The sequence below is a fragment of the Streptomyces sp. HmicA12 genome (assembly GCF_000373565.1).
GTDB lineage: Bacteria > Actinomycetota > Actinomycetes > Streptomycetales > Streptomycetaceae > Streptomyces.
In genome coordinates this window covers 135774-157007 of sequence record NZ_KB891849.1, presented here as the reverse complement: position 1 = coordinate 157007, position 21234 = coordinate 135774, and the positions used below count along the sequence as shown (strand labels likewise).

Genomic DNA, 21234 nt, shown 5'->3' with positions numbered 1-21234 from the left:
GGGGGTCACCCGTCGCGCCGGTTCTTCCACCGGAAAGTCAGCAGGCACAGCACCAATCCTCCGACGCACCAGGCCCCCAGCACCAGAGCAGCCTTCCCGAACTCCCAGCCGCCCGCCTGCTCCAGGACATGCGCCGAGTCCGGCAGGAAGACCCCGCGCAGGCCCTGGCACAGCCACTTCAGAGGGAAGACGGCCCCGATGTTCAGCATCCAGTCCGGGATGGTGTCGATCGCGATGTAGACACCGGAGATGAACTGCAGGACCAGGAAGGGAAGAACGACGACGGAGGTCGCGCTCTTGCCTGACTTCGGCACGGAGCTGATCGCGATGCCGAGCAGCGCGCATGCCGTGATGCCGAGCAGGAACAGCCAGGCGAACGTGAACCACTTGCCCGCGCTCGACGGCAGGTCGACGTCGTAGAGGGTGGTGCCCACGGCGAGCAGGATCGCCGTCTCCATGAGACCCGTGACGAGCACGAGCCACACCTTCCCGAGGAAGTACGAGGCCGGAGGCATCGGCGTACCGCTCAGCCGGCGCAGCACCTTCTCGTCCCGCTCGATGGCGATCGAGATGCCGAGCGACTGGAAACTTGTCGACATGATGCCCGCCGCCGTCATCGCGGGCACGTACAGCTGCGAGGCGTTGATGCCCGCGCCCTGCACGTCGTCGCTGAAGATCGACGCGAAGAGGAAGAGGAAGACGACCGGGAAGGCGAAGGTGAAGACCACCTGTTCCCGCATCCGGAAGAACTGCTTGATCTCGAGGGCGCCGCGCCGCAGCCCCAACTGCCAGGCACCGGGCAGGCGTTGAGCGGTTCGTGCGTCCTTCTTGGCGCGCGTCGCGGTCGTCATCGCTGCGTCTCCTGCGAGTGTCGGTCCTGGCGGTCCTGTCCGGTGAGGCGCAGGTACACGTCCTCGAGGGTCGGGCGGCTGATCCTCAGCCCGGGGATCTCGCCGTCGAAGCGGTACGTCAGCTCGGCGACCGCGCGGGTGGGGGTGTCGGTGCGCTCGCTGCGCGGGGTGCCGTCGGCCTCGGTCCACTCGACGGTGGCCCGGGTGCCGTAGCGGGCGCGCAGCTCCGCGGGGGTGCCCTCGGCGACGACCCGGCCCGACGCGATCACCGCGAGCCGCCGCGCGAGCGCCTCCGCCTCCTCCAGGTAGTGGGTGGTGAGCAGGATCGTCGTGCCCTCGTCGGCGAGCATCCGGATCAGCTCCCAGAACCGGCGCCGGGCCGCCGGGTCGAACCCGGTCGTCGGCTCGTCCAGGAGCAGCAGCTCCGGGTCGCCGATGACGCCGAGCGCGACGTCCAGACGGCGCCGCTGGCCGCCCGACAGACTCTTGATCCGGGCGTTCGCCTTCTTCTCCAGGCCGACCAGTTCGATGACCCGGTCGGGGTCGCGCGGTGTCGGGTAGTAGCCGGCGAAGTGCCGCACGGTCTCGCGCACCGTCAGCTCCGCGGGCGCCGACTCGTCCTGCCACACGATGCCGACACGGGAGCGCCGGCCGCGCCCCGCGCTGCCCGGGTCCGCGCCGAGCACGGTCACGTCGCCGCCGTCCCTGGCCCGGTTGCCCTGGAGGATCTCCACCGTCGTGGACTTGCCCGCGCCGTTGGGCCCGAGCAGTCCGAAGACCTCCCCCGTACGGATCCTCAGGTCGAGGCCGTCGACGGCGGTCACGTCGCCGTACCGCTTGCGCAGCCCCCGTACGTCCACCGCGAGTTCTGCCGTGTCTGTGGTCATGGCAGGAGCGTCGCGCCGGAGCGAACGCTCCGGGACCTCCGGGCGTACATCCTTATGTCCATCGAACGGTGGACACCCGGGCCGGTACGGCAGAATGAGCGTGCCCGCAGGCCACACATCTCACTTACGGATCGGCGTGATGAGCAAGACGACCACAGCAAGCGACAGCGACAGCGTCTCCCGCGACATCGACAGCGGAGGCGGTCCGCGTTCGGTCGGCGGGAGCCGTGCCTTCGGCCTGCTCCTGGTGATCACCGGAGCGGCGGGCCTGCTCGCGGCGTGGGTCATCACGATCGACAAGTTCAAGATCCTCGAGGCGAAGGTCGCGGGGACCACCTTCACGCCGGGCTGCTCCATCAACCCGATCCTGTCCTGCGGCTCGATCATGGAGAGCGACCAGGCGTCGGCCTTCGGCTTCCCGAACCCGATGCTGGGCCTCGCCGCCTACGCGGTCGTGATCTGCGTCGGCATGAGCCTGCTGGCCCGGGCGACCTACCCGCGCTGGTACTGGCTGACGTTCAACGCGGGCTGCCTGTTCGGCGTCGGGTTCGTGACCTGGCTGCAGTTCCAGTCCCTGTACCGGATCAACGCGCTGTGCCTGTGGTGCTGCCTGGCGTGGGTCGCCACGATCCTGATGTTCTGGTACGTCACGTCGTTCAACGTCCGCAACGACTTCCTGCCGACGCCCCGCTGGCTGAAGTCCTTCTTCGAGGACTTCACGTGGGCGCTGCCCGTCCTGCACATCGGCATCATCGCCGTCCTGATCTTCACGCGCTGGGGCGACAAGCTCTGGGCCTGACCGGCGCCGGTGGGGTTGTCAGTGGTGTGACTTAGGGTTTTGGTCGTGGAACCCGACCTCTTCACCGCCGCAGCCGAGGAACGCCAGGAGAAGGACCCGTCCGCGAGTCCGCTGGCCGTCCGGATGCGCCCGCGCACCCTCGACGAAGTAGTCGGCCAGCGACACCTGCTGAAGCAGGGCTCGCCGCTGCGCCGCCTGGTCGGGGAGGGCGGGGGAGGGTCGGCCGGCGCCTCGTCGGTGATCCTCTGGGGCCCGCCCGGCATCGGCAAGACGACCTTGGCGTACGTGGTCTCGAAGGCGACCGACAAGCGGTTCGTGGAGCTGTCCGCGATCACCGCGGGCGTGAAGGAAGTGCGGGCCGTCATCGAGGGCGCGCGGCGCGCGATGGGCGGGCACGGCAAGGAGACCGTCCTCTTCCTCGACGAGATCCACCGCTTCAGCAAGGCCCAGCAGGACTCGCTGCTGCCCGCGGTGGAGAACCGCTGGGTGACGCTGATCGCGGCCACCACCGAGAACCCGTACTTCTCGGTGATCTCCCCGCTCCTGTCCCGCTCACTGCTCCTCACCCTGGAGCCGCTGACCGACGACGATCTGCGCGGCCTGATGGCCAGGGCGCTGACCGAGGAGCGGGGCCTGGACGACGCCGTCGTGCTCGACGCGGACGCCGAGGAACATCTGCTGCGGGTCGCGGGCGGTGACGCGCGCCGGGCGCTCACGGCCCTGGAGGCGGCGGCCGGCGCGGCCATGGCCAAGGGCGAGGCGTCCATCACCCTCGAAAGCGTCGAGGAGACGGTCAACCGCGTGGCGGTGAAGTACGACCGTGACGGGGACCAGCACTACGACGTGGCCAGCGCCCTGATCAAGTCCATCCGCGGCTCGGACGTGGACGCGGCGCTGCACTATCTGGCCCGCATGATCGAGGCCGGCGAGGACCCGCGCTTCATCGCCCGCCGCCTGATGATCTCCGCCAGCGAGGACATCGGCCTCGCCGACCCGACGGCCCTGCCCACGGCGGTCGCCGCGGCCCAGGCCGTCGCCATGATCGGCTTCCCGGAGGCCGCGCTGACCCTGAGCCACGCCACGATCGCTCTCGCCCTCGCCCCGAAGTCGAACGCGGCGACGACGGCGATCGGCGCCGCCATGGAGGACGTGCGGGGCGGCCTGGCCGGACCGGTGCCGCCGCACCTCCGGGACGGCCACTACAAGGGCGCGGCCAAGCTGGGGCATGCGCAGGGGTACGTGTATCCGCATGACGTGCCCGGAGGGATCGCGGCGCAGCAGTACGCGCCGGACGCGATCGCCGGGCGGCGCTATTACCAGCCGACTCGCTATGGGGCCGAGGCGCGGTACGCCGATGTGGTCGAGCGAGTCAGGGAGCGGCTGCAGGGGGATTCGGGCGGCTGAGCGTCTGCGGCGTTCATGTTTCGTCGCCGGGTGCGGCGCTCGTCGTGGCTGGTCGCGCCGTTCCCCGCGCCCCTTGCAGCCTTCGCGTCTGCCGGGTTGCCGTTTCGTGGGCGACTGCGACCCGGTGGTCCTGCTTCGCGCGGTTCCCCGCGCCCCTGGAAGCGAGCTTCGCTCGCCCCAGGGAAGCTGCGCGCAGCGCATGCCTTCAGGGGCGCGGGAACGGCGCGACCAGCCACGACGCACCCCGCACCCGGCAACGCACAGCGACCCGGCAGACGGGCCCGCCCGACAGGCACCCCCGTCCCGCCCCACCTAGGCTCACCCCATGCGCAAGGCACGCCACCGCACCGTCGCCGCCACCCTCCTCCTCGCCGGCGTCGCGGGCTGTGCGCAGGCGGCCGACGAGCCTGCCACCCTTCCGTCACCGCAGTACCTCGCGAGCACCGGCTTCCCGCCCACCGCGGCCACCGCCAAGACCCAGCTGGCGGGGCTGAAGGTCGCCTGGGGCGAGAACTGGCAGACGTACAGGAGGACCGAGTTCGGCGACGGATGGAGCGACGACGTCGACGCCCCCGGCGGGCGCAACGGCTGTGACACCCGGGACGACGTCCTGCGCCGCGACCTCACGGACATGCGGGAGGGCGACCGGAACCCCTGCGTGGTGATCTCGGGCACACTGCACGACCCGTACACGGGCAAGAAGCTGCCCTACTACTACCGCCGCGCCTCCCAGATCCAGACCGACCACGTCGTCGCGCTCGGCGCCGCCTGGCGGGCCGGGGCCTGGGCCTGGACCGCGCAGAAGCGGCTCACCTACGCCAACGACCTCGACGTGCTGCTCGCCGCCGACAAGACGGCCAACTACGAGAAGAGCAGCAAGACCCCCGACAAGTGGAAGCCGCAGAACAAGAGCTTCTGGTGCGAGTACGGGCGCCGCTGGACCGGGATCAAGCACAAGTACCGGCTCACGGTCACCGCGCCGGAGAAGCTGGCCCTCCAGGACCTGCTGGCGACCTGCCCCTGACTGATCCGGTAGACTTCCCCGAAGTGCTGCGTCCCGCGCCAGGTGTCCCGAAAGGGAGACCGGCATCACCAGAGCGGGACATCCAGCCGGATCCTCAGAACCGTGAGGCACAGAGGATCCAGGAGCGTCGCGCACCTTCGAAGGTGTCGCGGGCAGCCCACCACCCCAGAGATGGCGGTCGGTGGGCCACTCGCGTGCTGCACGTATGTGCCCAGATCCGGGAGCGGCTGCCCATCCCTGGCTCGACAGAGCGAGGGGCGGGTTATTTCCCGGGCTGCGGATGCGACCTCCCCAAACCCTGGTGAAGCCGTATTCGCATCAGAAACATGAGGTGTTTGGTTCATGGCGAACCAGTCCCGCCCCAAGGTCAAGAAGTCGCGTGCCCTCGGCATCGCGCTGACCCCGAAGGCCGTCAAGTACTTCGAGGCCCGCCCCTACCCGCCGGGTGAGCACGGCCGCGGCCGCAAGCAGAACTCGGACTACAAGGTCCGTCTGCTCGAGAAGCAGCGTCTGCGCGCGCAGTACGACATCAGCGAGAAGCAGATGGCCCGCGCCTACGACCGCGCCAAGAAGGCCGAAGGCAAGACCGGCGAGGCCCTGGTCATCGAGCTGGAGCGTCGTCTCGACGCGCTGCTGCTGCGTTCGGGCATCGCCCGCACGATCTACCAGTCGCGCCAGATGGTCGTCCACGGCCACATCGAGGTCAACGGCCAGAAGGTCGACAAGCCCTCGTTCCGCGTCCGTCCCGACGACGTCGTGATGGTCCGCGAGCGCAGCCGCGAGAAGCCGCTGTTCCAGGTCGCGCGTGAGGGTGGCTTCGCCCCCGAGGGCGAGACCCCGCGTTACCTCCAGGTCAACCTGAAGGCCCTGGCCTTCCGCCTGGACCGTGACCCGAACCGCAAGGAGATCCCCGTGATCTGCGACGAGCAGCTCGTCGTCGAGTACTACGCCCGCTGACCGACCAGCGGACGTAGTCTCACCTGCGTTTCAGCCCGTCGTCTCCCCGCCGTTCGCGGTGGGGGAGGCGGCGGGTTTCCGCGTTTCCGGGGCGGGCGCGCGAGCGGGCCGCGGCACCGTGGCCGAGCGGGCACGCGCATCGCTGCCGAGCGCCCGCGCCACCACCTCGTCGTGCCCCAACTGCTCGCCCACGCGCGCCAGTTCCGCGAAACGGGCGTCGCCCAGCGCCTCGCGGGCCCGCCGCTCGCACAGCTCGTGCGGCACGTTGTAGTACGCCGAACCGAACAGCGGCAGGCCCACCGACAGCCAGATCCGGGCCGCCGCGCCCTGCAGCACCGCCGCCTCCGACGCGTCCCCCTCCGCGGCCGTGACCAGCGCGAGCAGCTCCACCGCCAGCACCGTGCCGAGCAGATCGTTGAACTCGTGGTCGATGGCGAGGCACTCCCCGAGGAGCTGCCGGGCCCGGGCCAGTTCGCCCCCGCTCCAGTGTGCGTACGCCAGCACATAGAGCGCGTACGCCCTGGTCCACCGCTCCCCGTGGTCCTCGCAGACCTGCCGCACGTCCTCGCACAGCGCCACGGCCTGCGCCATCTCGCCCTGGAACGCCGCCGCCATCGCCAGCTCGACCTGGCCCATCAGCACATTGCTGTTGAGCTCGCCGATCTCGCGGTAGCGGGCCAGCGCGTCGCGCAGCAACTGCTCGGCGCGCGGCATGTCGTCCGTGACCAGGGCCAGGCAGCCGGTGCGGTGCACGGCGTAGGCCAGCGCCGTCTCGTTGCCGGTGCGCTCCGCCTCGTCGCGGCACTCCTGCAGCGCCGCGAGGGCGGGCACCGTGTCGCCCTGCAGGATCGCCACGTAGCCGAGCACCCACAGCACCTTGAGCCGCGAGGCCCCGTACTGCTCGTCGCCCTCGGGGTTCTCGGCGTCGAGCTCCACGCTGCGCCGCAGCCAGTGCCGGCCCTCGGCGAGCCGCCCGCAGCCGGCCCAGTAGAACCACAGGGTGCCTGCCAGATGCTGGCCCAGATGCGTCTCGCCCGGCTCGGTCAGGCAGAACTCCAGCGCCGCCCGAAGATTCGGCAGCTCCGCATCGATGCGGGCGGCCACCTCGCCCTGCCGCGGCGAGAACCAGTCCAGCTCGCACCAGGTCGCCAGGCCCATGTACCAGTCGCGGTGCCTGCGCCGCATCCGGGCGGTGTCGGCGATGCCGTCCAGCCACTCGGCGCCGTACGCGCGGACCGTGTCCAGCATCCGGTAGCGCACCCCGGTGGACGAGTCCTCGCGGAACACGACGGACTGGGCCAGCAGTTCGTGCAGCACGTCGAGGACCGCGTCCGCGTGCAGGCCGTCGCCGCTGCAGATGTACTCGGCGGCCTCCAGGTCGAACGAGCCGGAGAACACCGAGAGCCGCGCCCACAGCAGCCGCTCCTGCGCCGTGCACAGCTCGTGGCTCCAGCCGATCGTCGTCCGCAGCGTCTGGTGGCGCGGCAGCACGTCGCGGCCGCCGCCGGTCAGCAGCCGGAACCGGTCGTCGAGCCGCTCCAGCAACTGCGCCGGCGACAGTGCCCGAAGCCGTCCCGCCGCCAGCTCCACCGCGAGCGGCAGGCAGTCCAGGCGCCGGCACACCTCCAGGACGTCGGCACGGTTGCCGTCGTGCAGGGCGAAGTCGGGCAGCAGCGCCGCGGTCCGGTCGGCGAGCAGCTCCGCCGCGTCCGCCGCCGCCAGCGGGGTCAGCGGGAAGAGCCGCTCGCCGTCGAGCGCGAGCGGCCTGCGCCCCACCGCGATCACCCGCAGGCCCGGCGCCGTGCGCAGCAGATCCCGTACGAGCGAGGCACACGCGTCGATCAGGTGCTCGAACCCGTCCAGCACGAGCACGAGCCGGCGCTCGGCGAGGTGGTCGAGCAGCACCTGACGCGACGGGCGTGCGGTGTGGTCGGTGAGCCCGAGCGTCTCCGCGAGGGTGTACTCGACGAGCTCCGGCTGCCGGACCGCCGCGAGCTCCACCCGCCACACCCCGTCCCGGCACAGCTCCCGCGGCGTGCCGGCGGCGGCGTGCGCGGCGAACCGGGACTTGCCCACCCCGCCGATCCCGGTGACCGTGACCAGGCGCGCCGACTCCACGATGCCCCGCAGGGCGGCGAGTTCGGCGTCGCGGCCGAGGAATCGGTTCAGTTCGTGGGGGAGGTTGCCGGGGTGCGGGGGACCGGCACAGGGGTCTTCGGGGCGCGGAGTGCGTCGCATGGGGTACGGAGCGTACTCATCCGTACGCGCTCCGTACAATCGGTTCGATCGAAGTGGGCCGGTGCCGCGGGGGAATGCGGTACGGAGCGCGGAGCCGGGCGCGATAGGCTCGGGTGACGACTTTTCGATGTTCAGCAGTGGCGATTCGGCTAGGGAGCGGTGCCAAGTGTCCGGTGGTGAGGTGGCCGGGATCCTGGTGGCTGTCTTCTGGGCGATCCTGGTCTCCTTCCTCGCGGTGGCGCTCGCGAGGCTGGCCCAGACGCTCAGGGCGACCACCAAGCTGGTCGCGGACGTGACCGAGCAGGCCGTTCCGCTCCTGGCCGACGCCTCCGAGGCGGTGCGCTCCGCGCAGACCCAGATCGACCGGGTCGACGCGATCGCCTCGGACGTCCAGGAAGTCACGTCGAACGCGTCGGCGCTCTCCTCCACCGTGGCCTCCACCTTCGGCGGCCCGCTGGTCAAGGTGGCCGCGTTCGGCTACGGGGTGCGCCGGGCGATCGGCCGCGGCAAGGACGTGCCCGCCAAGCAGACCCGTCGTACCGTGATCGTGGGCCGTCCGGTCCCCGAGGCGCGCCGTGCCAAGCGGGCCGACCGGAAGAAGAGGGACTGACCCACCGATGTTCCGCCGCACCTTCTGGTTCACCGCGGGCGCAGCCGCCGGCGTGTGGGCCACCACCAAGGTCAATCGCAAGATCAAGCAGCTGACTCCGGAGAGCCTCGCCGCGCAGGCCGCCAACAAGGCGGTCGAAGCGGGCCACAAGCTCAAGGACTTCGCTCTCGACGTCCGCCACAACATGGCCGAGCGCGAGGCCGAACTCGGCGACGCGCTGGGCCTGAACGCCTCGCCGGACGCAGAGCACGAGGCACTGCCCGCGCAGCGCCGCCTCGCGATCGTCGAGAACACCTTCAGCACCAAGCAACCCAAGACCATCGAGCACAACGCGTACAACGCGTACAACAACCGGAATGAGGACCACTGATGGAGTCGGCTGAAATCCGTCGCCGCTGGCTGAGCTTCTTCGAGGAGCGTGGCCACAAGGTCGTGCCCTCGGCGTCGCTCATCGCGGACGACCCGACTCTGCTGCTCGTCCCCGCGGGCATGGTCCCGTTCAAGCCGTACTTCCTCGGCGAGGTCAAGCCGCCCGCGCCGCGCGCCACTTCGGTGCAGAAGTGCGTGCGCACGCCGGACATCGAAGAGGTCGGCAAGACGACCCGCCACGGCACGTTCTTCCAGATGTGCGGCAACTTCTCCTTCGGCGACTACTTCAAGGAAGGCGCCATCAAGTACGCCTGGGAGCTGCTCACCAGCCCCCAGGACAAGGGTGGTTACGGCCTGGAGCCGGAGAAGCTCTGGATCACCGTCTACCTCGACGACGACGAGGCCGAGCGCATCTGGCACGAGGTCGTCGGCGTCCCCAAGGAGCGCATCCAGCGCCTGGGCAAGAAGGACAACTTCTGGTCCATGGGCGTCCCGGGCCCCTGCGGCCCGTGCTCCGAGATCAACTACGACCGCGGCCCGGAGTTCGGCGAAGAGGGCGGCCCGATCGTCAACGACGAGCGGTACGTGGAGATCTGGAACCTGGTCTTCATGCAGTACGAGCGCGGCCAGGGCATCGGCAAGGAGGACTTCGAGATCCTCGGTGACCTGCCGTCGCAGAACATCGACACGGGTCTCGGCCTCGAGCGCCTCGCCATGATCCTGCAGGGCGTACAGAACATGTACGAGACGGACACCCTGCGTGTCGTCATCGACAAGGCCACCGAGCTGACCGGTGTCGCCTACGGCGCCCAGCACGAGTCGGACGTCTCGCTGCGCGTGGTCGCCGACCACATGCGTACGTCGACGATGCTCATCGGCGACGGCGTCACGCCGGGCAACGAGGGCCGTGGCTACGTGCTGCGCCGCATCATGCGCCGCGCCATCCGCAACATGCGCATCCTCGGCGCCACCGGTCCGGTCGTGCAGGAACTGCTCGACGTCGTGATCGACACGATGGGCGAGCAGTACCCGGAGCTGATCACCGACCGCAAGCGCATCGAGCAGGTCGCGCTCGCCGAGGAGGCCGCGTTCCTCAAGGCCCTCAAGGGCGGCACGAACATCCTCGACACCGCCGTCACCGAGACGAAGGCCGCGGGCTCCACGGTCCTGGCCGGCGACAAGGCGTTCCTGCTCCACGACACGTGGGGCTTCCCGATCGACCTCACCCTGGAGATGGCCGCCGAGCAGGGCCTCTCCGTGGACGAGGACGGCTTCCGCCGCCTCATGAAGGAGCAGCGGGAGCGCGCCAAGGCGGACGCCCAGGCCAAGAAGACCGGTCACGCCAACGTCGGCGCCTACCGCGAGATCGCGGACGCCGCCGGTGCCACGGACTTCATCGGCTACGCGGCGACCTCGGGCGAGTCCACCGTCGTCGGTCTGCTGGTCAACGGCGTCTCCTCGCCGGCCGCCACCGAGGGCGACGAGGTCGAGGTCGTCCTCGACCGCACCCCCTTCTACGCGGAGGGCGGCGGCCAGATCGGTGACACCGGCCGCATCAAGCTGGACAACGGCGCGGTCGTCGAGGTCCGCGACTGCCAGAAGCCGGTCCCGGGCGTCTACGTCCACAAGGGCGTCGTGCAGGTCGGCGAGGTGACCGTCGGTGCCCCGGCCCAGGCGATCATCGACGTGACCCGCCGCCGGGCCATCGCCCGCGCCCACTCCGCCACGCACCTGACCCACCAGGCGCTGCGTGACGCGCTCGGCCCGACGGCCGCCCAGGCCGGCTCCGAGAACCAGCCGGGCCGCTTCCGCTTCGACTTCGGTTCGCCGTCCGCCGTGCCCACGGCCGTGATGACGGACGTCGAGCAGAAGATCAACGAGGTCCTCTCGCGCGAGCTGGACGTCCAGGCCGAGGTCATGTCGATCGACGAGGCCAAGAAGCAGGGCGCCATCGCCGAGTTCGGCGAGAAGTACGGCGAGCGCGTCCGCGTCGTCACCATCGGCGACTTCTCCAAGGAGCTGTGCGGCGGCACGCACGTGCACAACACCGCCCAGCTCGGCCTGGTGAAGCTGCTCGGCGAGTCCTCCATCGGCTCCGGCGTGCGCCGCATCGAGGCCCTGGTCGGCGTCGACGCGTACAACTTCCTCGCCAAGGAGCACACGGTCGTCGCCCAGCTCCAGGAGCTGGTCAAGGGCCGCAGCGAAGAGCTGCCCGAGAAGATCTCGGCGATGCTCGGCAAGCTCAAGGACGCCGAGAAGGAGATCGAGAAGTTCCGCGCGGAGAAGGTCCTCCAGGCCGCCGCCGGTCTCGCCGACTCCGCCAAGGACGTCCGCGGCGTCGCCGTCGTCACCGGTCAGGTGCCGGACGGCACGAGCGCCGACGACCTGCGCAAGCTGGTCCTCGACGTCCGCGGCCGTATCCAGGGCGGCCGCCCCGCGGTCGTCGCGCTCTTCACGACGGCCAACGGCAAGCCGCTCACGGTCATCGCCACCAACGACGCGGCCCGCGACCGCGGCCTCAAGGCCGGTGACCTGGTCCGCACCGCCGCGAAGACCCTCGGCGGCGGTGGCGGCGGCAAGCCGGACGTCGCGCAGGGCGGCGGCCAGAACCCGGCCGCCATCGGCGACGCCATCGACGCCGTCGAGCGCCTCGTCGGGGAGACCGCGAACTGATGCGCAGAGGCCGCCGGCTGGCGATCGACGTGGGGGACGCCCGGATCGGGGTCGCGTCCTGCGACCCCGACGGGATCCTCGCGACCCCGGTGGAGACCGTGCCGGGGCGCGACGTCCCGGCCGCCCACCGGCGGTTGAAGCAGTTGGTCGAGGAGTACGAGCCGATCGAGGTCGTCGTCGGTCTCCCTCGCTCCCTCAAGGGGGGCGAGGGCCCGGCGGCCGTCAAGGTCCGCGGCTTCGCCCAGGAGCTGGCGCGTGGCATCGCACCCGTTCCGGTGAGGCTCCTCGACGAGAGGATGACCACAGTGACGGCCAGTCAGGGCCTGCGCGCCAGCGGCGTAAAGTCCAAAAAGGGCAGGTCTGTCATCGACCAGGCGGCCGCCGTCGTCATCCTTCAGCAGGCATTGGAGTCCGAACGGGCGTCAGGAAGTGCGCCGGGCGAGGGCGTCGAAGTGGTTGTCTGATCGCGATACGGTAACGTTCCGCGCGACCGGCGGCGTTCGAACAGCTGCCGCACAGCATCAAGAGGCGGAACGGTTGCCCTCCTGACCGGAATCGGGCTTCTTCCCGCCTCGCGGCTTGTAGGGGACCGATGACTGAGTATGGCCGGGGCCAAGGCTCCGAACCGTGGCATCCCGCGGACCCGCTGTACGGGGAGCAGGGATGGGAGCAGCAGGCCGGGCACGGTCAGGCTGCCTACGGCGGCCAGGGTCAGTACGACCCGCACCAGCCGCAGCAGGCGTACGGCGGTGACTGGGGCCAGGGGCAGCAGAACGGTTACGGCTACCCCCAGGACCCCGGTTACGGCCAGAACGGCGGCTACCCCCAGGACGCCGGTTACGGTCAGGACGCCGGCTACGGCCAGCAGGCCTACGGCGGGCAGCAAGGTCACGGCCAAGGTCACGGCCAAGGTCAGGGCCAGGACCAGGGTGGTTGGGAGACCGGCGGTCAGGGCCAGGTCCCGTACGGCGTCGACCCCTCGGACCCGTACAACACCGGCCACAACGCCGCGTACAACGGCGGCGATCAGCCGGACTACTACAGCACCCCCGAGGCCTACCCGCCGCCCGAGCCGCCGGGTCGGCGCCGCGCGCCCGAGCCGCAGACGGAGTGGGACGCGGGCCCCGACCAGGGCGAGAACGCGTTCTTCAACGGCGGCGGTGACGACGAAGGGGACGACGACGGCGAGCCGCGTCGTGGCCGGAAACCGAAGAAGCGCCGCAGCGGCTGTGCCTGTCTGGTCCTCACCGCGATCTTCGCGGCAGGTGTCGGCGGTGTCGGCTATTTCGGCTACCAGTTCTACCAGGACCGGTTCGGGTCGTCCCCGGACTACTCCGGCGACGGCAACGGCGAGACGGTCAGCGTCGTCATCGACAAGGGCTCCGACGGCTACACCATCGGCCAGCGGCTGAAGGCGGCGGGCGTCGTCCAGAGCGTCGACGCGTTCGTGGCCGCGCAGTCCGCGAACCCGCAGGGCAAGACGATCCAGGCGGGCGCGTACGTGCTGGAGAAGGAGATGTCGGGGGCCAGCGCGGTCGATCTGATGCTCAGCCCGAAGAGCCACGCCAACATGGCCATCCCCGAGGGCTGGCGCAACGCCAAGATCTACAAGCTCATCGACGAGAAGCTGAAGGTCGCCGAGGGGACGACGGCCAAGGTCGCCAAGTCGGACTACAAGGACCTCGGTCTGCCCGACTGGGCGCTGAACCACAAGAACGTGAAGGACCCGCTGGAAGGGTTCCTCTACCCGTCGAGCTACGCGGTCGCCAAGGGCATGAAGCCCGAGGACGTCCTCAAGCAGATGGTCGAGCGGGCGAGCGAGAAGTACGACAGCCTCCATCTGGACGCCGAGGCCAAGAAGCGCGGTCTCGACGGCCCGTGGCAGGTGCTCACCGTCGCCAGCCTCGTGCAGGCCGAGGGCAAGACCCACGAGGACTTCCGCAAGATGGCCGAGGTCGTCTACAACCGGCTCAAGCCCGGAAACATGGAGACGGTCGGCAAGCTCCAGTTCGACTCGACGTACAACTACGCCAAGAAGCAGAGCAACATCAACATCGGCGAGTCCGAGATCAACAGCGACCCGGACCCGTACAACACCTACTACCACAAGGGCCTCCCGCCCGGCCCGATCGGCAACCCCGGTGACGAGGCGCTGGCCGCGACGTTCAACCCGACGAGCGACGGCTGGCTGTACTTCGTGGCGACGGACGGCATGCACAAGACCGAGTTCGCCAAGACCAACGCCGAGTTCGAGAAGTTGAAGGACAAGTTCAATGCCAGCCAGCAGGGCAACTGACGCGCACCGGGCGGCAGTTCTCGGTTCTCCCATCGCCCACTCGCTCTCGCCGCAGCTGCACAACGCGGCGTACCGGGCCCTCGGCCTGAGCGAGTGGACGTACGACCGGTTCGACGTCGACGAGCAGGCGCTGCCCGGCTTCTTCTCGTCGCTCGGCGCCGGCGAGTGGGCCGGTCTGTCGCTGACGATGCCGCTCAAGCGGGCCGTCATACCGCTGCTCGACGGGATCACCGACACCGCCGCGTCGGTCGAGGCCGTGAACACCGTGGTCTTCCACGCCGACGGGCGCAGGACCGGCGACAACACCGACATCCCCGGGCTGGTCGCCGCGCTGCACGAGCAGGGCGTGGAGAAGGTCGAGTCCGCCGCGATCCTCGGCGCGGGCGCCACCGCGTCCTCGGCGCTCGCCGCGCTCGCCCGGATCTGCGCGGGCGAGGTCGTCGTCTACGTACGCAGTCAGCAGCGCGCCGACGAGATGCGCGGCTGGGGCGAGCGGCTCGGCGTCACCGTGCGCACGGCCGCCTGGACCGACGCGGCCCGGGCCTTCGAGGCGCCGCTGGTGATATCGACGACCCCCAAGGGCGGCACGGACCACCTGGTCCGCGAGGTGCCCGAGCGCGTGGGCACGCTCTTCGACGTCGTCTACGACCCGTGGCCGACCCCTCTCGCCGCGGCCTGGCAGCAGCGCGGCGGACCCGTGCTCAGCGGCCTCGACCTGCTGGTGCACCAGGCCGTCTTCCAGTTCGAGCAGTTCACCGGGGACACCCGGCCGGTCCTCGCGGCGATGCGCGAGGCGGCCCTGAAGTCGCTCGGCTGATCCTCACGATGCGCGGCGGGGCCGTACGGACCGGGTCCGTGCGGCCCCGCTCTTCGTGTTCCCCGTCTCACCCTCCGTCCGCAAGGCGGACAGCGGGACGCGCGCCGGGCCGGGCGTGGGAGGATCAGGGGATACATGGTGGGCCGGGCCGCGCCGCCCGGTGCCGCCCGCTGAGCCGTTACGCAGAGCGCGAGCATGAGGAGCACCGTTGAGCAGGTTGCGCTGGCTGACCGCGGGGGAGTCGCACGGACCCGCACTTGTCGCGACGCTGGAGGGACTTCCCGCCGGCGTTCCGATCACCACGGAGATGGTGGCGGACCACCTGGCACGGCGGCGCCTCGGTTATGGCCGCGGGGCGCGGATGAAGTTCGAGCAGGACCAGGTCACCTTCCTGGGCGGTGTCCGGCACGGCCTGACCATGGGTTCCCCGGTCGCGGTGATGGTGGGCAACACCGAGTGGCCGAAGTGGGAGCAGGTCATGTCGGCCGACCCCGTCGACCCCGAGATCCTGGACGGCCTCGCCCGCAACGCACCGCTGACCCGGCCGCGGCCGGGCCACGCCGACCTGGCGGGCATGCAGAAGTACGGCTTCGACGAGGCCCGCCCGGTCCTGGAGCGTGCCTCCGCCCGGGAGACCGCGGCCCGGGTGGCCCTCGGTGCGATCGCGCGGTCGTACCTGAAGGAGACCGCCGGGATCGAGATCGTCTCGCACGTCGTCGAACTGTGCTCCGTCAAGGCGCCGCAGAACGTGTACCCGACGCCGGCCGACGTGGAGAAGCTGGACGCCGACCCGCTGCGCTGCCTGGACGCCGTCGCGTCGAAGCAGATGGTGGCCGAGGTGGACCAGGCGCACAAGGACGGCGACACCCTGGGCGGTGTGGTCGAGGTGCTGGCCTACGGAGTGCCGGTCGGGCTCGGCTCGCACGTGCACTGGGACCGCAAGCTGGACGCGCGCCTGGCCGGTGCGCTCATGGGCATCCAGGCCATCAAGGGCGTCGAGATCGGTGACGGCTTCGAGCTGGCGCGGGTGCCGGGTTCGCAGGCGCACGACGAGATCGTGAACACCGCCGAGGGCATCCGCCGGGTCTCCGGGCGCGCGGGCGGCACCGAGGGCGGCCTGACCACCGGTGAGCTGCTGCGCGTGCGGGCCGCGATGAAGCCGATCGCGACCGTGCCGCGCGCCCTGAAGACCGTGGACGTCACCACCGGCGAGGCGGCGCAGGCGCACCACCAGCGCTCCGACGTCTCCGCGGTGCCGGCGGCCGGGATCGTGGCCGAGGCCATGGTCGCGCTCGTCCTCGCGGACGCGGTGGCGGAGAAGTTCGGCGGCGACAGCGTGCCGGAGACCCGGCGCAACGTGACCTCGTACCTCGACAACCTGCAGATCCGGTGAGCGGGCCGAGGGTCGTCCTCGTCGGTCCGATGGGCGTGGGCAAGTCGACCGTCGGGGTCATGGTCGCCGAGCATCTCGGCTGTGCCTACCGAGACACCGACGCCGACATCGTGGCCGCGCAGGGCCGCACCATCGCGGACATCTTCGTCGACGAGGGCGAGGCGGACTTCCGGGCTCTCGAGAAGGCGGCCGTCGCCGCGGCGCTGGCCGAGCACGAGGGTGTCCTCGCGCTCGGCGGCGGCGCGATCCTCGACGCCGACACCCGTGAGCTGCTCGCCGGGCACCCCGTCGTCTATCTCTCGATGGACGTCGAGGAGGCCGTGAAGCGCACCGGGCTGAACGCGGCCCGCCCGCTGCTCGCGGTCAACCCGCGCAAGCAGTGGCGGGAGTTGATGGAGGCGCGGCGTCATCTGTACACCGAGGTCGCCTCGGTGGTCGTGGCCACCGACGGCCGTACACCCGAGGAAGTCGCCCAAGGCGTCCTCGACGCACTGGAGTTGAAGCAGGCATGAGCGAGCAGATCACCCGGATCCAGGTCGGCGGCACGGCCGGCACCGACCCGTACGAGGTGCTGGTCGGGCGCCAACTCCTGGGCGAGCTGGGTCAGTTGATCGGCGAGCGGGTGAAGCGGGTCGCGATCGTGCACCCCGAGGCGCTGGCCGAGACCGGTGAGGCGCTGCGCACGGACCTCGCCGAGCAGGGCTTCGAGGCGATCGCCATCCAGGTGCCGAACGCGGAGGAGGCCAAGACCGCCGAGGTCGCCGCCTACTGCTGGAAGGCGCTCGGCCAGTCGAACTTCACCCGTTCCGACGTGATCGTGGGCGTCGGCGGCGGCGCGACCACGGACCTGGCCGGGTTCGTGGCGGCGACCTGGTTGCGCGGCGTGCGCTGGATCGCGATCCCGACGACGGTCCTCGCCATGGTGGACGCGGCGGTCGGCGGCAAGACCGGCATCAACACCGCCGAGGGCAAGAACCTGGTGGGCGCCTTCCACCCGCCGGCCGGCGTGCTGTGCGACCTGGCCGCCCTGGACTCGCTGCCGGTGAACGACTACGTGTCCGGGCTCGCCGAGGTCATCAAGGCCGGTTTCATCGCCGACGAGCGGATCCTGGAACTCGTGGAGGAGGACCCGCAGGCGGCGCGTACGCCCACGGGCCCGCACACCTCGGAGCTGATCGAGCGCGCGATCAAGGTCAAGGCCGAGGTCGTCTCCTCCGACCTCAAGGAGGCCGGCCTGCGCGAGATCCTCAACTACGGGCACACCCTCGCGCACGCCATCGAGAAGAACGAGCGTTATGAGTGGCGGCACGGCGCCGCCGTCTCGGTGGGCATGCACTTCGCCGCCGAACTGGGCCGTCTCGCCGGGCGGTTGGACGACGCGACCGCCGACCGGCACCGCGCCGTCCTGGAGTCCGTGGGCCTGCCGCTGTCGTACCGCTACGACCAGTGGCCCAAGCTCCTGGAGACCATGAAGGTCGACAAGAAGTCGCGGGGCGACCTGCTGCGCTTCATCGTCCTCGACGGCCTCGGCAAGCCCACCGTTCTGGAGGGCCCCGACCCGGCCGTCCTCCTCGCCGCCTACGGCGAAGTGGCCGAATAGCGCTGCTCGTTGAGGTACGGGCACTTTGTGACGTCCCCGGCCGTTCACACAACGGCGGCCGGGGACGGTACCTTTCGGTAGCGCCCGTTCGCCGGCGCCCCAATGACGGTTGTACGAGACGGAGTGGCACCGGATGCAGCACGCAGTGGGGTCTCCGCTGCCACCGCCCCATCGGCCCGGGCACGGACCGGCACCCTCGCCTGCCTGGAACCAGGCGCAGCAGCCGCCCGGCTTCACCGGCGCTCCGCAGCACCCGCCGGCGCCGCCGCACCCCCAGGCGCAGCAGCCGCCGGTCCCGCCGCACCGCGAGACCACGGGCCATGTGCAGCTTCCGCCCGGCGGTCCCGTCGCCGTGCCGAGCCCGCCGCCCGCGCAGGCGCCCGCCGACCCGACCGCCACCACGCTCGCGGTGCTGCTCATCGGCCCCGCCGGTGCGGGCAAGACCAGCGTCGCCAAGTACTGGGCGGAGTGCCGCCGCGTCCCCACGGCCCACATCAGCCTGGACGACGTACGGGAATGGGTGCGCTCCGGATTCGCCGACCCGCAGTCGGGGTGGAACGACCACAGTGAGGCGCAGTACCGCCTCGCCCGCCGCACCTGCGGCTTCGCCGCGCGGAACTTTCTGGCGAACGGGATCTCCTGCATCCTCGACGACGCCGTCTTCCCCGACCGGCCCGTCGTCGGCCTAGGTGGCTGGAAGCGGCACGTGGGACCCGGGCTGCTGCCCGTCGTCCTGCTGCCCGGCCTGGAGATCGTCCTGGAGCGGAACTCCCAGCGCAGCGGAAACCGCCGGCTCACCGACGAGGAAGTCGCCCGCATCCACGGCCGCATGGCCGGCTGGTACGGCTCGGGCCTGCCCATCATCGACAACTCGCAGCTGGACGTGCCCGGCACGGCCCAGGTCCTGGACGAGGTGCTCGCCCGGGCCATCGCGAGCCCGCCCCAGTGGTGAATCGTCACCCCTGAGCCACGGTGACACCCCTGAGAACGCACGTGCCGCCGCCCGTCCGGACGCGCTGAACCGGCCGGGTCGCCCGCGCGCTCGTACGCTCGGCCTCATGTCAGAGGTGTACGCGGCCCGACGGGACCGGCTCAGAGAGCGTGCGACGGCGGGCGGCAGTGCGGCCGCCCTCGTCTCGCGACCCGCCAATGTGCGTTATCTCGCCGGAGCGGCGCCGCACGGCGCGGTGCTCCTGCTCGGCCGGGACACCGGCGGTGGCGGCGACGTACTGCTGTGCGCGCGGCCGCCCAGCGGGCAGCCCGCCGAGGGCCGGGCCGACGAGGCGCTGCGGGTGCAGGTGCTGCCCGCGCCCGCCGGTGACCCGGTCGTCGCGGCGGCCGGCGTCGCCACGGCCCAGGGCATCGACTCGCTCGCCGTCGAGGAGCACCACCTGACGGTGGCCCGGCACCGGGCGCTCGCCTCCGTCGCGCCCCGGCTGCGCCTCGCCGACCTCCACAAAGGCGTCGAACAGCTCCGCCTCGTCAAGGACGAGGAGGAGATCTCCTGCCTGCGGATCGCCGCCGAGATCGCCGACCAGGCGCTCGGTGAGCTCCTGGAGTCCATCCTCGTCGGGCGCACCGAGCGGCACCTCGCCCTGGAACTGGAACGTCGACTTGTCGACCACGGCGCCGACGGGCCCGCCTTCCCCACCTCCGTCGGAACGGGCCCGAACTCGGGACGCGGCGGCCACCGGCCCAGCGACCGCCGCGTCGAGGAGGGCGACTTCCTCTCCGTGTGCCTGGGCGCCACCTACCGCGGCTACCGCTGCGAGCTGGGCCGCACCTTCGTCATCGGGACCGCACCCGCCGACTGGCAGATCGAGCTGTACGACCTGGTCTTCGCCGCGCAGCGGGCCGGACGCGAGAGCCTCGCGCCCGGGGTCGAGTGCCGTGAGGTGGACCGGGCCGCCCGGCACGTACTGGACGCCGGAGGGTATGGTGACGGGCTTGCGCAACTGACCGGACACGGGGTAGGACTCGAAATCGACGAGGACCCGCAGTTGGCCCCCGCCGCCATGGGTAAACTGGACGCTTGTGTGCCGGTCACCGTCGAACCGGGGGTCCACCTCCCGGGCCGGGGCGGCGTCCGGATCGATGACACGCTCGTCGTCCGCCCCGAGGCGGACGGCGGACCCGAGCTACTCACCATCACGACCAAGGAGCTGCTCGCGCTGTAGCCACCGGCTACGCGCTGTGCCCCGGGGTCGTCCACGTCAGTCCAGGAGATTCCGCAACCGTGGCTTCCACGAACGACCTCAAGAACGGCCTGGTGCTCAAGCTCGACGGGGGCCAGCTCTGGTCCGTCGTCGAGTTCCAGCACGTCAAGCCCGGCAAGGGCCCGGCCTTCGTGCGCACCAAGCTGAAGAACGTGCTCTCCGGCAAGGTCGTCGACAAGACGTTCAACGCCGGCGTCAAGGTCGAGACGGCCACGATCGACAAGCGCGACATGCAGTTCTCGTACATGGACGGCGACTACTTCGTCTTCATGGACATGGAGACCTACGACCAGCTGCACGTCGACCGCAAGGCCGTCGGCGACGCCGCCAACTTCCTGATCGAGGGCTTCACCGCCACCGTGGCGCAGCACGAGGGCGAGGTGCTCTTCGTCGAGCTGCCGGCCGCCGTCGAGCTCGTCGTCAAGGAGACGGAGCCCGGTGTCCAGGGCGACCGCTCCACCGGTGGCACCAAGCCCGCCACGCTGGAGACCGACCACCAGATCCAGGTCCCGCTCTTCATCACCACCGGTGAGAAGATCAAGGTCGACACCCGTGACAGCAGCTACCTCGGCCGGGTGAACAGCTAACCGTGGCTGCCCGTAACACGGCCCGCAAGCGCGCCTTCCAGATCCTCTTCGAGGCCGACCAGCGCGGCGCCGACGTCGTGACGGTTCTCGCGGACTGGGTCAGGAACTCGCACAGCGACCCGCAGCAGCCGCCCGTCAGCGAGTACACGATGGAGCTGGTCGAGGGGTACGCCCCCAAGGCCCGCCGCATCGACGAGCTGATCTCGCAGTACGCCGTCGACTGGACCCTCGACCGGATGCCCGTCGTCGACCGCAACATCCTGCGGCTCGGCGCCTACGAGCTGATCTGGGTCGACGGGACTCCGGACGCCGTCGTCCTCGACGAAGCCGTCTCGCTGGCCAAGGAGTTCTCCACGGACGACTCCCCGGCGTTCATCAACGGTCTTCTGGCCCGCTTCAAGGACCTGAAGCCGTCGCTGCGCCGCGACGAGGCATAAAAGCCGCACTCGCTCAGCAACCACGCAGGCCCGAAGCAGAACTTGAACATTGTTCTGCTTCGGGCCTGGTGCGTTC

The 21234-nt window shown here is 70.7% G+C and carries 20 protein-coding genes; 17 read left to right on the top strand and 3 right to left on the bottom strand.

Going from position 1 to position 21234, the window contains the following annotated elements:
* Window positions 1–5: 5 nt before the first annotated feature.
* Window positions 6–851 (bottom strand): ABC transporter permease, encoded by an 846-nt coding sequence (locus B072_RS0136130; RefSeq protein ID WP_018534865.1) that lies wholly within the window; start codon window positions 849–851, stop codon window positions 6–8.
* The gene (locus B072_RS0136125) at window positions 848–1738 is read right to left on the bottom strand and encodes an ABC transporter ATP-binding protein (protein ID WP_018534864.1); all 891 of its coding nucleotides are present in this window, start codon (window positions 1736–1738) and stop codon (window positions 848–850) included. The genes B072_RS0136130 and B072_RS0136125 overlap by 4 nt, the downstream gene beginning before the upstream one ends.
* 139 nt (window positions 1739–1877) lie before the next feature.
* Between B072_RS0136125 and B072_RS0136120 the strand changes: the two genes are divergently transcribed.
* From B072_RS0136120 to rpsD, 4 genes are all read left to right on the top strand, one after another.
* Complete coding sequence (locus B072_RS0136120) at window positions 1878–2537, top strand: vitamin K epoxide reductase family protein (protein WP_018534863.1); 660 nt, start codon at window positions 1878–1880, stop codon at window positions 2535–2537.
* 45 nt (window positions 2538–2582) lie between these two features.
* A complete protein-coding gene (locus B072_RS0136115) occupies window positions 2583–3941 on the top strand; it encodes a replication-associated recombination protein A (protein ID WP_026246655.1) in 1359 nt (452 codons plus the stop codon).
* Between the two features lie 325 nt (window positions 3942–4266).
* Window positions 4267–4965 carry an HNH endonuclease family protein gene (locus tag B072_RS0136110; RefSeq protein WP_018534861.1) on the top strand — a complete coding sequence of 233 codons (699 nt, stop codon included), beginning with the start codon at window positions 4267–4269 and terminating at the stop codon, window positions 4963–4965.
* Between the two features lie 342 nt (window positions 4966–5307).
* On the top strand, window positions 5308–5922 hold the full coding sequence (rpsD, locus tag B072_RS0136105) for a 30S ribosomal protein S4 (protein WP_018534860.1): 615 nt from the start codon (window positions 5308–5310) through the stop codon (window positions 5920–5922).
* A gap of 30 nt (window positions 5923–5952) precedes the next feature.
* Here rpsD and B072_RS0136100 read toward each other — a convergent pair whose 3' ends face one another.
* On the bottom strand, window positions 5953–8160 hold the full coding sequence (locus B072_RS0136100) for an ATP-binding protein (protein ID WP_018534859.1): 2208 nt from the start codon (window positions 8158–8160) through the stop codon (window positions 5953–5955).
* Window positions 8161–8326: 166 nt separating this feature from the next.
* On the opposite strand from B072_RS0136100, the gene B072_RS0136095 reads away from it, so the two are divergent.
* The 13 genes from B072_RS0136095 (at window position 8327) to nusB (ending at window position 21158) form a co-directional block, all read left to right on the top strand.
* Window positions 8327–8770, top strand: a complete 444-nt coding sequence (locus tag B072_RS0136095; protein WP_018534858.1) for a DUF948 domain-containing protein — start codon at window positions 8327–8329, stop codon at window positions 8768–8770.
* Between the two features lie 7 nt (window positions 8771–8777).
* A complete protein-coding gene (locus B072_RS0136090) occupies window positions 8778–9140 on the top strand; it encodes a DUF6167 family protein (protein ID WP_018534857.1) in 363 nt (120 codons plus the stop codon).
* A complete protein-coding gene (alaS, locus tag B072_RS0136085) occupies window positions 9140–11812 on the top strand; it encodes an alanine--tRNA ligase (protein WP_018534856.1) in 2673 nt (890 codons plus the stop codon). The genes B072_RS0136090 and alaS overlap by 1 nt, the downstream gene beginning before the upstream one ends.
* Window positions 11812–12276: a Holliday junction resolvase RuvX gene (gene ruvX, locus B072_RS0136080; RefSeq protein ID WP_018534855.1), complete on the top strand. Its 465-nt coding sequence runs from the start codon at window positions 11812–11814 to the stop codon at window positions 12274–12276. Before alaS ends, ruvX begins: the two co-directional genes overlap by 1 nt.
* Before the next feature lie 128 nt (window positions 12277–12404).
* Window positions 12405–14108, top strand: coding sequence for an endolytic transglycosylase MltG (gene mltG, locus B072_RS0136075; RefSeq protein WP_018534854.1), 1704 nt, complete (start codon window positions 12405–12407; stop codon window positions 14106–14108).
* The gene (locus tag B072_RS0136070; protein ID WP_018534853.1) at window positions 14086–14925 is read left to right on the top strand and encodes a shikimate dehydrogenase; all 840 of its coding nucleotides are present in this window, start codon (window positions 14086–14088) and stop codon (window positions 14923–14925) included. The genes mltG and B072_RS0136070 overlap by 23 nt, the downstream gene beginning before the upstream one ends.
* Before the next feature lie 208 nt (window positions 14926–15133).
* Window positions 15134–16318, top strand: a complete 1185-nt coding sequence (gene aroC / locus B072_RS0136065; RefSeq protein ID WP_026246654.1) for a chorismate synthase — start codon at window positions 15134–15136, stop codon at window positions 16316–16318.
* On the top strand, window positions 16315–16830 hold the full coding sequence (locus tag B072_RS0136060) for a shikimate kinase (protein WP_026246653.1): 516 nt from the start codon (window positions 16315–16317) through the stop codon (window positions 16828–16830). The genes aroC and B072_RS0136060 overlap by 4 nt, the downstream gene beginning before the upstream one ends.
* Window positions 16827–17918, top strand: a complete 1092-nt coding sequence (aroB, locus tag B072_RS0136055) for a 3-dehydroquinate synthase (protein WP_018534850.1) — start codon at window positions 16827–16829, stop codon at window positions 17916–17918. The genes B072_RS0136060 and aroB overlap by 4 nt, the downstream gene beginning before the upstream one ends.
* A gap of 133 nt (window positions 17919–18051) precedes the next feature.
* Entirely contained in the window at window positions 18052–18870 is an 819-nt protein-coding gene (locus B072_RS0136050; RefSeq protein WP_078506708.1) for a Pro-rich N-terminal domain-containing protein, read from the top strand.
* Between the two features lie 106 nt (window positions 18871–18976).
* Window positions 18977–20095: an aminopeptidase P family protein gene (locus tag B072_RS0136045; RefSeq protein WP_026246652.1), complete on the top strand. Its 1119-nt coding sequence runs from the start codon at window positions 18977–18979 to the stop codon at window positions 20093–20095.
* A 59-nt stretch (window positions 20096–20154) separates the two neighbouring features.
* Window positions 20155–20721 (top strand): elongation factor P, encoded by a 567-nt coding sequence (efp, locus tag B072_RS0136040; protein WP_018534847.1) that lies wholly within the window; start codon window positions 20155–20157, stop codon window positions 20719–20721.
* A 2-nt stretch (window positions 20722–20723) separates the two neighbouring features.
* Window positions 20724–21158: a transcription antitermination factor NusB gene (gene nusB / locus B072_RS0136035; RefSeq protein WP_018534846.1), complete on the top strand. Its 435-nt coding sequence runs from the start codon at window positions 20724–20726 to the stop codon at window positions 21156–21158.
* The last annotated feature ends 76 nt before the right edge of the window (window positions 21159–21234 follow it).